At 30.3% G+C, this 12,423-nt stretch carries 12 protein-coding genes; 2 read left to right on the top strand and 10 right to left on the bottom strand.

Features of this window, described 5'->3' with window-relative positions; genetic code table 11:
- Window positions 1-360: 360 nt before the first annotated feature.
- The 7 genes from HMPREF3125_RS10345 to HMPREF3125_RS10315 all read right to left on the bottom strand — a co-directional run bounded on the left by HMPREF3125_RS10345 (window position 361) and on the right by HMPREF3125_RS10315 (window position 7,705).
- Window positions 361-1,425: a P-loop NTPase gene (locus tag HMPREF3125_RS10345; RefSeq protein ID WP_070453747.1), complete on the bottom strand. Its 1,065-nt coding sequence runs from the start codon at window positions 1,423-1,425 to the stop codon at window positions 361-363.
- Between the two features lie 147 nt (window positions 1,426-1,572).
- Window positions 1,573-3,021, bottom strand: coding sequence for an MDR family MFS transporter (locus HMPREF3125_RS10340; RefSeq protein ID WP_254388047.1), 1,449 nt, complete (start codon window positions 3,019-3,021; stop codon window positions 1,573-1,575).
- A gap of 69 nt (window positions 3,022-3,090) precedes the next feature.
- The gene (locus HMPREF3125_RS10335) at window positions 3,091-3,558 is read right to left on the bottom strand and encodes a SepA family multidrug efflux transporter (RefSeq protein ID WP_017638497.1); all 468 of its coding nucleotides are present in this window, start codon (window positions 3,556-3,558) and stop codon (window positions 3,091-3,093) included.
- A 198-nt stretch (window positions 3,559-3,756) separates the two neighbouring features.
- The gene (sdrM, locus tag HMPREF3125_RS10330) at window positions 3,757-5,088 is read right to left on the bottom strand and encodes a multidrug efflux MFS transporter SdrM (RefSeq protein ID WP_046467179.1); all 1,332 of its coding nucleotides are present in this window, start codon (window positions 5,086-5,088) and stop codon (window positions 3,757-3,759) included.
- 133 nt (window positions 5,089-5,221) lie between these two features.
- On the bottom strand, window positions 5,222-5,908 hold the full coding sequence (locus tag HMPREF3125_RS10325) for a PAQR family membrane homeostasis protein TrhA (RefSeq protein ID WP_070453743.1): 687 nt from the start codon (window positions 5,906-5,908) through the stop codon (window positions 5,222-5,224).
- An 18-nt stretch (window positions 5,909-5,926) separates the two neighbouring features.
- A complete protein-coding gene (locus HMPREF3125_RS10320; protein ID WP_070453741.1) occupies window positions 5,927-7,114 on the bottom strand; it encodes a UTP--glucose-1-phosphate uridylyltransferase in 1,188 nt (395 codons plus the stop codon).
- A gap of 69 nt (window positions 7,115-7,183) precedes the next feature.
- Entirely contained in the window at window positions 7,184-7,705 is a 522-nt protein-coding gene (locus HMPREF3125_RS10315) for a metal-dependent hydrolase (RefSeq protein ID WP_046467176.1), read from the bottom strand.
- 200 nt (window positions 7,706-7,905) lie between these two features.
- Between HMPREF3125_RS10315 and HMPREF3125_RS10310 the strand changes: the two genes are divergently transcribed.
- Window positions 7,906-8,166: a SunI/YnzG family protein gene (locus HMPREF3125_RS10310; protein ID WP_017638492.1), complete on the top strand. Its 261-nt coding sequence runs from the start codon at window positions 7,906-7,908 to the stop codon at window positions 8,164-8,166.
- Window positions 8,167-8,335: 169 nt separating this feature from the next.
- Entirely contained in the window at window positions 8,336-8,656 is a 321-nt protein-coding gene (locus HMPREF3125_RS10305) for a heme oxygenase (protein WP_017638491.1), read from the top strand.
- A 107-nt stretch (window positions 8,657-8,763) separates the two neighbouring features.
- On the opposite strand, the gene HMPREF3125_RS10300 is transcribed toward HMPREF3125_RS10305, so the two are convergent.
- The 3 genes from HMPREF3125_RS10300 to HMPREF3125_RS10290 all read right to left on the bottom strand — a co-directional run bounded on the left by HMPREF3125_RS10300 (window position 8,764) and on the right by HMPREF3125_RS10290 (window position 12,416).
- Window positions 8,764-10,134: a YjiH family protein gene (locus HMPREF3125_RS10300; protein ID WP_070453739.1), complete on the bottom strand. Its 1,371-nt coding sequence runs from the start codon at window positions 10,132-10,134 to the stop codon at window positions 8,764-8,766.
- Window positions 10,135-10,422: 288 nt separating this feature from the next.
- Complete coding sequence (locus HMPREF3125_RS10295; protein WP_070453737.1) at window positions 10,423-11,388, bottom strand: FecCD family ABC transporter permease; 966 nt, start codon at window positions 11,386-11,388, stop codon at window positions 10,423-10,425.
- The gene (locus HMPREF3125_RS10290; RefSeq protein WP_070453735.1) at window positions 11,385-12,416 is read right to left on the bottom strand and encodes a FecCD family ABC transporter permease; all 1,032 of its coding nucleotides are present in this window, start codon (window positions 12,414-12,416) and stop codon (window positions 11,385-11,387) included. Before HMPREF3125_RS10290 ends, HMPREF3125_RS10295 begins: the two co-directional genes overlap by 4 nt.
- Between the last annotated feature and the right edge of the window lie 7 nt (window positions 12,417-12,423).

The following is a 12,423-nucleotide window of genomic DNA, read 5'->3' as shown; positions in this document are numbered from 1 at the left end:
TATTGTCATTCAGTTTTCAATGTTCATTTTGTCGCAATCTCTTACATTATATTACTTTCAAAATCGAAAGTCAACATTTAATTAAGATTACTTTTATAAGTTTAATTGATTTAATTCATCTTCGCAATAGTAAGTTTTACACTTTTTTAACGAAGTTTTAATAAACTTAACTTGCCGTTTTTGACGACTTTTATATAATATCAACTTTAAGATTTAAAGTCAATAATTAATTTAAATCTTTTTGAATTGCTATATGTGAATTAATAACTCACAAGAAATTATTCTAACAGGATTTTTCTAAAATGCAATAGAAAAAGCGCATAAAATCTTTATTAATTTTATACGCCTTTTTACAATTGATTATTTTTGTGTAGTTGCTATTACTTTTTGTGCTATAGTTTGGTAAATTTTACCTAAACGATCTTCAGGTTGATAAATAGATGGAGAAAAGTCATTTGGATTCCAGGTTGGCTGTTCTAAAGGTAACTCTCCGAACAATTGTGTATTTAGCTCATCAGCTAATTTAGTACCTCCGCCTTTACCAAATACGTATTCTCTGTTACCTGTTTCTTTACTTTCGAAGTAACTCATATTTTCAATCACGCCTAAAATTGAGTGATCAGTGTGTTTAGCCATAGCACCTGCTCTTGCGGCTACGAATGCTGCTGTTGGGTGTGGAGTTGTTACTATTATTTCTTTACTTGACGGTAACATCGAATGAACATCTAACGCTACATCTCCTGTACCAGGTGGTAAATCAAGTATTAAATAATCTAAATCTCCCCATCTTACTTCAGTGAAAAAGTTAGTAAGCATTTTACCAAGCATAGGTCCTCTCCAAATAACTGGAGCATTTTCTTCAACAAAGAATGCCATTGATATAACTTTAACGCCATATCTTTCTACAGGAATCACTTCTTTACCTTCTATACCTGGTTTTTCATCAATACCCATCATATCTGGAACACTAAATCCATAAATGTCAGCATCTACTAAACCTACTTTTTTACCTTCTCTTGCTAAAGCAACAGCTAAGTTAACGGCAACCGTAGATTTACCAACGCCGCCCTTACCAGAAGCAATTGCAATAAATTCTACTGGGTTATTTTTAGATAATAGTCCTTCTATTGTTTTTGGTTTCTCTGTGCCTTTGCCTCTATATTGTTCTACTGTATCAGCAGGTAATTCTTCAAATCTAATTCCAACAGTTTTAGCGCCGTTTTCTTTTAATACTTTAACTATTGCCATTTGAAGGTCTAATTGAGGTTGACCTCCTAATTGAGCCATAGCAATTTTGACACTTACATGTTCAATTTCTTCTTTAATAGAAACATCTACTATACCGTCTGTTTCTTTTAAAGGTACATCAATAATTGCATCTTTTAACTCTCCAACTAATTCTTTGACTTGATTTACCGTTAACAAAGTAAATCCCCCTTATTTATATTGTCTTAACTAAATAAACATATTTTGTCATTACCTAGTCTATCTTTTTTAGTATAAGACTTTTTTTAAAATAAAAAAAGAAGTTAGCTTAATTTAATAACTAACTTCTTAATAAAACTAATCCTATTAAATATCTCTAATATTTTTTGACTTATTTCTTGATTCTTTAATGAATAAAGCAAAACAGAATGCAATAACTACAAAGACTGTAACAAGTGCAAATGACACATCTACACCAGCAGCAACAGTTTGACGTTGTATCATTTCTTTACTACCTGATGTAGCAATTGTTGATCCTAGCCATTTTGAACCCATGCTCATAAAGGTTACCATTAAAGCCGTACCTAAAGAACCTGCCATAACTCGTCCAAAGTTCATGATAGCTGTACCATGTGAAATGTCGCTGTTTTTTAACGCATTTATACCAGCAGTATTAATAGGCATCATAAGTAATGAAACTGCAAACATTCTAATAGCATAAATCACAATCAAATACGTATATGATGTGTCCGCTTTTAGGAAGCACAATAAGAATGTACATATAGTTAATATTATAAATCCTGTAATAATTAATGGTCTTGGTCCATATTTATCATAAAAACTACCAGTAAATACAGACATTAACCCATTAATAATTGCACCAGGCATAATCACTAATCCTGATAATAATGCAGATAATGCTAATGCGTTTTGTACATATAATGGAATAAGTAATGCTGGGCCAACCATGGACATCATCACAATCATTGAAGTAATTGTACTAAAACAAAATACTTTGTTACTAAATACTTTCAAATTTAATAATGGATTAGATATAGATAATTGTCTTCTAACAAATACTAATATAATTAAAACACTAATGATTAATGTACAAATAATAACCGGGCTACTAAAGCCTAAACTACCTGCACTACTAAATGCATATAACATCATACCGAATCCTAATGTTGAATATACAATTGAGCGTTTATCAAGTTTCGTTTTCTTAGTATTGTTATAGCTTGAGATAAAAATAAAACCAAAGATAAGTGCAACTAAAGCAATACCTACAATAATAATGAATGGTACTCTCCAACTCACATGATCAATAATCAAACCTGTAAATGTAGGTCCAATCGCTGGCGCAAACTGAATAACTAATCCAGCAAGCCCCATTGCAAATCCACGTCTTTCTCTTGTGAATAACGTAAATAATGTAAATTGCATTAATGGCATTAATACGCCAGCACCTATAGCTTGAATTACTCTTGCAGTCATTAAAACACCAAAGTTAGGTGCTATAGCAGCTACTATTGAACCAATCAAGAAAGTTCCCATTGCTGACAAATATAATGGTCTCGTTTTGATTCGATCCATTAAATATGCAGTTAAAGGAATCATGACCCCATTAACTAGCATAAAACCAGTAATCAACCATTGTGATGTATTCTCATCAACTTTTAACCCTCTCATAATATGGGGTAATGCTGTATTAAGTAATGTTTGGTTAAGGATTGCCACAAAAGCACTAATCAGCATTACAGAAACAATTAAATTCCTACGTCTTTTACTAATTTCTATATTGCTCACGTACATAATCTCCTTTATTCAGTAATAGTATACAATTCAACCAAACTTTAAATAATTATTCAAATATACTGCTTACTATTTTTTATTATTTAGATTAGTACTATCAGGATAAAATATTTCCTTACATATATATAAGAAGCCTATTATAATCATAATTACCCAAAATTTAATATCAATATAAGTGTAATGCACGTGAATAATGAAATAAAACAATACTGTAGTAACTGAATAAGCAATTAAATGATATGTTATTCCTTGAAAATACGGATTTTGTGGGAGACGTTTTCTAAAATAGTCCATTAGATGTTCGACTGCAAATAGCGTGAAATATCCTAATACGATATAACTACCATAATAAAAAATATTGTCATAAAAGCTTTTATTATATCCAAAGTAGCCTAACTTGAAATATATGAGTAACCTACTTAACCCATATAACCCAAATCCTAAAAACATTAAAAATATCGTTCCAGAAATTATAAAAATAGTTAGAACAATAAGTGTAGATATTAAATTATAAAATTTATCTTTAAAAAACTTCATTACACTTATCCCCCTAATTTATTCAATACAAATGTATTTTACCACTAATTAATGACCTTATAAAATTATAAAAAATGAGAAGCTAACATGAAGTAAATATAAAGTATCACAAAATCATGAATTAGTCTTACCGTCGTTGAATACAAATATATGTTTAGAGCCTAAGGCACTTAAATATGCCCTAGGCTCTTTTATAGTTTAATTGCTTTGTTTTTTATATATTAATGCCCAGCTAATAATTAAAATTATTTCTACAGCAATTACAAAACTTAATATATTTTGTAGATCTGACCCAAACCAACCTGCTTTGATTGCATATAAATAGCCCATTAAAGTTGAACCTATTGATGAACCTAAATTTTTAGTTAGAGAGTAAAATGACATCATTTTCTTCATTTGATTTGGAGTCGTTTCTTCCTGAACTATAACACTGTCTTTTGTGTAAATATAACCAAAACCTACACCAGCTAAAATAACACTAAGTGCAATGAGTAATGGTAATTTTAAACCGAATAATATGATAATACTTGATACAATAATTAAAGTAAAAGCCGATAAATATAAAGTCTTTCTTGTTAAGCTTTCTTCGACTTTACCCAAATAAAAATTAAATATTGTCCAAGCTACTGAAAGTGGGAATATAACTAGGCCACTTTGTAATGGGCTTATACCTACTTTTTCTTGTAGATAAACCGGTATATAAATATTGAATCCCATAAGACATAACGCAGTTAATAAATCCGTAATAAAGACTAAAGATATTGATTTATTAAACTCGATTACTGGTAAAAATGGGTGATCACTTTTCTTTTCAACTTTATATAATAAAACAGCTACACACACTGCTAAAATCAAACTGACTATATTTAAAATGAACATCGTTTGATTTAATAAACCGTACATTAATAAACCAATAAAAATATAAAATAATGTTAAACCTTTAGCATCAAAATTAATATTTTTATTAACCTCTTCCTCTTTAAAGTTAAAGGTAAAAATAATTAAAACAATAGCAATAATAGCTATAGGTAAGTTAATAAAAAATAACCAGTGCCATGTGGCAACTTCTAATATACCTCCACCAACGAGTGGCCCTACTATACTAGAAATTCCCCAAACACTACCAACAATACCCATTACTTTATATCTTAAAGGAATTTCAAAAGCTAATTTAGGTACAATTTGTGATAGAGACATAATCACTCCAGCGCCAAAGCCTTGTATAATTCTTGAAATAATTAATAATGTAAACGTATCGCTTAAACCAGACATCAAACTCCCAATACCAAATAAAATCACACCGCATATCGCAACAAACATGATTTTAAAACGTGATATAAATTCACCAACTATTGGGTTAGCAATAACTAACGCAATAAAGTAAACAGTAACTACCAACGAAATATGTTTACCTGCATTTAAATCACGATTAATACTAGGAAGTCCTAGAGATATAATAGATGTTTCAATTGCAGCCATGAACATAATCATAATTAATGCAATGACTGTAACAATAGATCTTAATTTCATTATTTTACTCCCTTTCGTTTTCTTTCAACTCAAACAATAATATAGACTTTATGCTGATAAAACAATCATATATTAGTATGAATTTTTGAAAATAAAAATGACGAGGCCAATCCCCGTCATTTTTGTCATACTTTTATTTCATAAAAAATAGAATGCCAATCAAATGGAAAAAAGAAGCTACCACTATAAATATGTGCCAAATCATATGGAAGTATGGACGGTTTTTCTGGGCATAAAACCAAGCTCCAATAGTATATGAAAGGCCACCTAAAACAATAAATAAAATAAATAACCATGATGTTCTTAATATGATGATAGGTGCAAAGATTACACCTACCCACCCCATTACTAAATATACAATTAAACTCAGTTTGTGATTAACATGAGTAGCCAGTGATTTATATAAAATCCCCCATACTGTAGTACCCCATAATAGTAAAAACACTAACCAACCGAGCCAACCACCAATCACATTTAATAATATAGGTGTATAAGTTCCTGAAATTGCTATATAAATCATACTATGATCAATAATTCTCAACACATATTTTTGCAATGTGTGATTAGCCATAGCATGATATATAGTTGAAGATATAAACATTAAAAATATACTAATTACAAATATAGATATACTTGTTGATAAAAGCGCGCCACCCTTATTATAACTATGAACAGCAGCATAAGGTAATATTATCATTGTAATCAGTGAGGCAACACCGTGAGATATAGAATTACCTATTTCTTCACCGAATGACAGTGGCATGATGTCTCTAAATGAACTTTTATTAGTGTTATTTTGATGTGTTTCTGAATTTGCCATTTGCTTATCCACCTTAATTTAGATCATGTTCATTCTTTTTAAATCAGCAGTAGCTGTTTCTACGCTATCTTTACCTTCTTTGTTTTTTAAAGGTGAAAATTCTTCTTCTCTAGGAACTTGTAGTGTGATAAAACTTGTACCATAACGGAATATATCAAAATAAAATAGTTCAAATTTTAAAGTTGGTTGTTCTATTACACCAAAATCTTCATCTAGTTGTTTCAGATTTTTTATAGCTATATGATACGGTAATTCTCTATCTACTGCACTCATAATAAATCCTAATTTAAAAGCATGTATTCCGATATTAGCATTTTCAAATTGATTAGCTATATTTGGGTCTAGTTCAGAGTATTCAAGTATAGTATCTTTACTATCTTTGTTTACAAGTCTTCCTACACTTTCGCCATGTTTAGGTTGAATCGTTTTAGATGTAATATCTTTATTGTTAGCAACAGTGAATCCTGCAAACATAGGATCTAATACTTTTACTAACACATTATCAATATTATTTAAGAATACATATTTCACATTATCTTGTTTCATCTTGTCAAGATAACCCGCTTTTTTAAGCGATTTAAATATACCACCATTACCATTTGGCGTTTCCATGATATGTCCAGTTTCATTTAATACAAGTTGACCCGCTTCACTTAAAGCTACAATATTATCTTGTTTAAAGAAATGAATCTTTTCAGGGTCATATTTAAAATAGTTATGTTGAGCAAAGTAATCTTTAGTTGCTTCATGATTAATATCACTTGTCATGATGTACCAATCTATCGTATGACCACTTTGTTCTTTTAAATCAATTAATTGACGTGCCTGTAGTTCAAATAAACTAACACCTTCTATTTCAAATGAACCTTTTGGTCCAGAATAACCTAATCGAGTTCCTTGACCTCCAGCCATCAACACAACAGCAAACTGCCCATTTCTAATTGCTTCAATGCCTTGTTCTTTATATGTATTTATCGTTTCATTATCCATATTAGACTTTACTGAATACTTAACTTCTGAAACATCCGAAGTATCATCAATTGTTTGTCTATTAACATATAAGTTGTTATACATTTTTTGAATGTCTTCTAAATCTAGTGTTTCAATTTTCTCTTCAAGTGCTTGTTTTTCATTAGTGCTCATTAATTTTTCATATTCATATATATGCTGTTGATTAAATTTCTCTAATTTGTTTTTGTCTAACATCAATTAGTCTCCTTATGTAAAATATAAATTTTCGCTCGATAACCTTATCATAAATACACTATACAATTTTTAATCATTCGCAAAAAAGTATCTCCAATAATGTATGATATCATTTACTCCAATTTGAAAAAACACATAAACAGCACCAACTGTTAATGCAGTAGCAAGAGATAAATCTACAAGCCCACCTGTTTTAAAGTTAATCGGCATTTTAATTGTGATTGGTAAAGGATATAAAAACTTTACTCCTTTAGGCGTAATCATATCTAGTATAACATGTGAAACCAGTCCAATGATAATAGCTACCCCATAATACTTAGGCGTATCGATGAGATATAATAAAAAACCTATAATACCAATAAATAATAAGGAATGGGTGAATGTTCGATGTCCAAAAATAAGTCGAATGAAAAAACTAAGTAATTTAAATTTCTGTCCAATTTTACTTTGTGTATGACAAATATCTGGTAACAAACTAGAAATCACTGATAAGACAACCACTGTTACTGATGAAAATAAGTCTGTATGAAAATACTGAGTTGTTAATGCGCCTACTAATAAACCACACGATGCATGTGTCTTTCCAGTCATAATTACCTCTCCTTTAATAGCAATATTTTATCATATTTAACCATTTTATACGAACGTATTTTCGGTTACTATTCACCAAAACAACATCATTCCAATTAGTATGACTTAATTTATAAAAAGTATCACATTATGTGTTGAAAACGTTTCCAAAATAATATATGATATATGTACAAAAATAATTAAAGGATGTGTATTGAATCATGGCAATGACAGTAAAAAAAGATAATAACGAAGTAAGAATTCAATGGAGAGTTGCAGATATTAAAATACCTACAAACGAAATTAAAAATATTTATCAAGACCAAGACATCCATGCTGTTCCAAACGCTGAAGGTAGAGAAATCTCTAGAATCGGTTCTACTTTTGGCAAAACAAATCGAGTTGTAATTGATACAGCTGACCATGAATACATTATTTATACTCAAAATGATCAAAAAGTTTATAATGAGCTAACTAAGTAAACTCTAAAAATAGGTTTACTTCTGTATATATCGGGGCAATAACTTAGCATTTCATAATGTTTTAAGTTATTGTCCCCTTTTGTTTTTATTAATGCTGTAACAAGTATTATAATTTATATAAACTTAAGTAATAATAATAGTATTTAATATTAATAGAGGAGTGATATAAATGTTCGTAGTAACTAATCGTATTACTGTCAAACAGGGATTTGCTGAAAAAATGGCACCAAGATTTACAAAAGGTGGGAAAATCGAATCGTTAAAAGGATTTAACAAGATTGAAGTTTGGCAAGTAGAGAAAGATGATGACACTGAAGATATGTATGTTAACACATGGTGGGATACTGAAGAAGATTTCAAAAATTGGTTAAATAGCGATGCATTTAAAGAAGCACATCAACGTCCTAAACAATCAGATAATAAAGAAGCTTCCCCAGTTATAAAAAGTGAAATTGTAAAAGCGAATGTTCTTTCTGTTCTTAATCCTTAAACTTTAATTTATAATAAAAACCAAGTAGCTGCATTTTAAAATGTATATGTTAAGTTTTGTTACTAACACTTATACACTTATATTAAATGACTACTTGGCTTTTTTAATTATAGAAATAGATGTGCAATTAAAGCTATGATAGGTAAAGTGATAACCGTTCTGATTAAGAAGATAATAAATAATTTCCCTATATTGACCGGTATTTTAGAACCTAGAATAACGCCACCTACTTCAGATAAATAAATCAATTGTGTAATACTCAACGCCCCGATAACAAAACGAGTTATTTCGCTGTGTGCACTTTCAATTAAAATTGATGGTAAAAACATGTCAGCAAAACCAATTAATATGGTTTGAGATGCATGTGTCGCCTCTGGAATTTGAAGTAATTGTAAAAATGGAACAAAAGGTTTTCCAATATATTCAAATAGAGGTGTGTAATTAGCTATTATTGTTGCTATTGTTCCTATACTCATAACTACAGGTAAAATAACAAACCACATATCTATAACCGTTTTAAATCCTGATTTAAAAAAGTCTTTTAAACCTGGTGCTTTGATTCCAACTTCAGTTGCCATATCGAAGCCATGACCAATTGCTGTTTTACCTTCTGGCAACTGTTCAGTTCTAGCATCACTTGAAACTTCTTTTGCATATTCATCAGGAATTTTATTTAATGGCCAAATTCTAGGCATAATCATTGCCGCAATTAAACATGATATAATCACGCTTAAATAGAATAAGAAAAATTTATCTTGCATTTTAACTGTGTCAGCTATAATTATCGCAAATGTAATTGAAACAACACTAAATGTCGTGGATATCACAGTTGCTTCTCTTCTAGAGTAAAACCCTTCTTCATATTGACGGCTTGTAATTAATACTCCTACTGTACCATCACCTATAAATGAAGCTAAATTATCTACTGTTGATCTTCCCGGTAATGTGAACAATGGACGCATAATGGGTTTAAATAATGGTCCCAATAGTTCTAGTAATCCATACTCCATTAACAATGGTAAAAATAATGCTGCAAATAAAAACACAGCAACTAATGTAGGTAATAGACTTGAAAATACAAGACCTCCAGTGTCTTCTGAATATATCATCTTAGGACCTATTTTCAAGAAAGTAACCCAGGCAAATATCACTGCTAACAATCTTAAAATCATCCAGCTGATATTAACATTGAATGCATTATACATTAAACCTGTTGGATTCAATTTACTTTTTAAAACTGTAGAACAAAGTAGTGTTAATATTGCTGATAATGTAATAATTGTGACGATAATAATAGGCATAGCATCACCGACAACATCTTTTAACCAATTGGCTAAAAATGCGACAGGTAATGTTGTTTGCTTTTTGCCATCTTGTTCAACTGGTATAGGAATTAAAAATAGTATAATTCCGATAAGCGACATTGTAATAAATTTTATTCTACCTTTAATAATCTCTTGCTTAGTGTGTCCATTCATTTTATGTCATCCATTTCTCTCTATTTATAATTGCAATTTTATGTATTCATCCATTTCAATAAAATCATTGAATGTTTTATTAATATATATATACTTTTATGAATAATTAAGTATTTATAACTATACTCGATTTATGTTCAAAGTGCAATGACATTCCGCTAATTATTATTATTATTTATCCATTAACAATCAACGTATGATTAACTTTAAATTGAAAATGCACCAAGCAACATCATACGATGCTGCTTGGTGCATCTTATTAATTTATGCTGTACTGTTCGTTCATTATTACATATTTCTTAATAGGAATAAGAAATATGGCGCACCGATGATTGCGATAATGACACCCACAGGAATATCTAACGGTGGATGTATACCTCGTGCTAAACCATCGCCAAATGTTAATAATATTGCTCCAATAAAACCTGACATAATAACAACATGCATATTTTTATGTCCGACTAGTTGTCTAGCAATATGTGGTGAAATTAAACCTAAGAAGCTAATACCACCCACAACTGCAATAGAAGCTCCTGCTAACATTACAGATAAAATAAGTAACACCATTTTTAGCAGTTTGACTCTTGCACCTAAAGCTAAAGCAACGTTATCTCCTAAACCTAAAATATCTAATTGATAACTAAGAATTAGAATAATTGGAAGTGTAATTACAAACCAAGGAACAATAGATAAAAAGTTCGAAATATTATGTCCATATAAACTTCCTGTTAACCATACTAATGCATTATTTGCATCCATAGGATTTCTAATTAATAAAAATTGTACGATAGCTGTACAAATGGCACCAATAGCTAAACCAATTAAAGCTAAGTTAGAACCTTTGACATCAAATTTAGAAATCAAGAATGATAAAATCAAACTAATGATTAATGCGCCAAAGAACGATCCGATTGGCAATACTGCTAAGGGTGCTGATGGAAATAGCATAATGATAATGACTGCTGCTAAACTTGCACCTTTAGATATACCTATTACATCAGGAGAAGCAAGAGGGTTTCTAACAACGCCTTGAATTACTGCACCTGATATCGCTAAACTACATCCGATAATCAATCCCAATAAAGTTCTTGGAATTCTATACTCATTCAAAATAAAATTATCTTGTGTAAATATACCTTGTATTGCTTCAATAGGATTAACGATTACTGAACCCACACACAAACTAAATAAAGTACTTAGTATTAATAGTATAAATACAATGCTATATCTAATCATATGCTTCTTTTTTGTCATATGCGTTTCACCCCTCTAACAGTAATTAATAAGAAGTAAAATGCACCAACGAAAGAAGTTACTATACCTACAGGTGACTCAAATGGATAAGTGACTAGTCTTGATAACACATCTGAGAATAATAATAAATCTGCACCAATGATTATAGTGAGCGGAATCATTAAAATATAGTTATTATTGATATAACGTTTTACTATGTGTGGCACAATTAACCCTACAAAACCTATTGGACCAGCAATTGATACTGATAAACCTGCTAATATAACAACTAATAAACCTAATATTAATCTAACGATTTGAATTTTCTGACCTAGTCCTTTAGCAATATCATCACCTAATTCCATGATTGTTAATTGACGTCCCATAAGCATAGTGATAATCATTGCTACAATTAACCATGGTGAAATGACAATAATTTCTGGCCATTTCACGCCAGACAATGAACCTACTAACCAAAACATAACAGATGAGTTTGAATCTTCATTTAATAAGATAATACCTTGTGTCATACTACTAAAAAATAGATGGACTGCCATACCAGCTAGTGCAAGTTTGACTGGTGTCATAGATCTAGTTGAACCTGACAAAGTATACACGGTTAAACCACCTAGAAATGCACCAATCATTGCTAATATCATTGAATAATTTTCAAGAGCTGGCATAAGAACAGTGATTAGTACAATGACAAAAGATGCCCCACCATTAACACCAAATATTTGTGGTGACGCTAAGGGATTTCGAGTTATAGATTGCATTAATAGTCCTGCTAGACCTAAAGCGCCACCTATTAATAATCCTGCTAACATACGAGGCATTCTTGAATTATGTATTAAAAATGTCTGTTCCGTATCCGTATGTCCTGTAATATAATGAACAATATCTTTAAATACTATATGAGAAGAACCAATCGCTAAATTTAAATAAATACAAATAAAAAGAAAGCACACACTCACAATATATGTGAGTGTAGTGCGTTTTCTTTTATTTTGTAATATAGCGGATTGACTACTTTGATGCTTCATAGTCATAATTTTC

Source organism: Staphylococcus sp. HMSC13A10 (assembly GCF_001808005.1).
GTDB classification, from domain to species: Bacteria; Bacillota; Bacilli; order Staphylococcales; family Staphylococcaceae; genus Staphylococcus; species Staphylococcus pasteuri.
Note: the sequence above shows the minus strand (reverse complement) of the source record. Positions and strands in the feature narration are given on the sequence as shown.

Coding starts and splice junctions, on each gene's coding strand:
- HMPREF3125_RS10340 (WP_254388047.1), bottom strand. CDS start 3,021: ATGTACGTGAGCAATATAGAAATTAGTAAAAGACGTAGGAATTTAATT.
- HMPREF3125_RS10335 (WP_017638497.1), bottom strand. CDS start 3,558: ATGAAGTTTTTTAAAGATAAATTTTATAATTTAATATCTACACTTATT.
- sdrM (WP_046467179.1), bottom strand. CDS start 5,088: ATGAAATTAAGATCTATTGTTACAGTCATTGCATTAATTATGATTATG.
- HMPREF3125_RS10325 (WP_070453743.1), bottom strand. CDS start 5,908: ATGGCAAATTCAGAAACACATCAAAATAACACTAATAAAAGTTCATTT.
- HMPREF3125_RS10320 (WP_070453741.1), bottom strand. CDS start 7,114: ATGTTAGACAAAAACAAATTAGAGAAATTTAATCAACAGCATATATAT.
- HMPREF3125_RS10315 (WP_046467176.1), bottom strand. CDS start 7,705: ATGACTGGAAAGACACATGCATCGTGTGGTTTATTAGTAGGCGCATTA.
- HMPREF3125_RS10310 (WP_017638492.1), top strand. CDS start 7,906: ATGGCAATGACAGTAAAAAAAGATAATAACGAAGTAAGAATTCAATGG.
- HMPREF3125_RS10305 (WP_017638491.1), top strand. CDS start 8,336: ATGTTCGTAGTAACTAATCGTATTACTGTCAAACAGGGATTTGCTGAA.
- HMPREF3125_RS10300 (WP_070453739.1), bottom strand. CDS start 10,134: ATGAATGGACACACTAAGCAAGAGATTATTAAAGGTAGAATAAAATTT.
- HMPREF3125_RS10295 (WP_070453737.1), bottom strand. CDS start 11,388: ATGACAAAAAAGAAGCATATGATTAGATATAGCATTGTATTTATACTA.
- HMPREF3125_RS10290 (WP_070453735.1), bottom strand. CDS start 12,416: ATGACTATGAAGCATCAAAGTAGTCAATCCGCTATATTACAAAATAAA.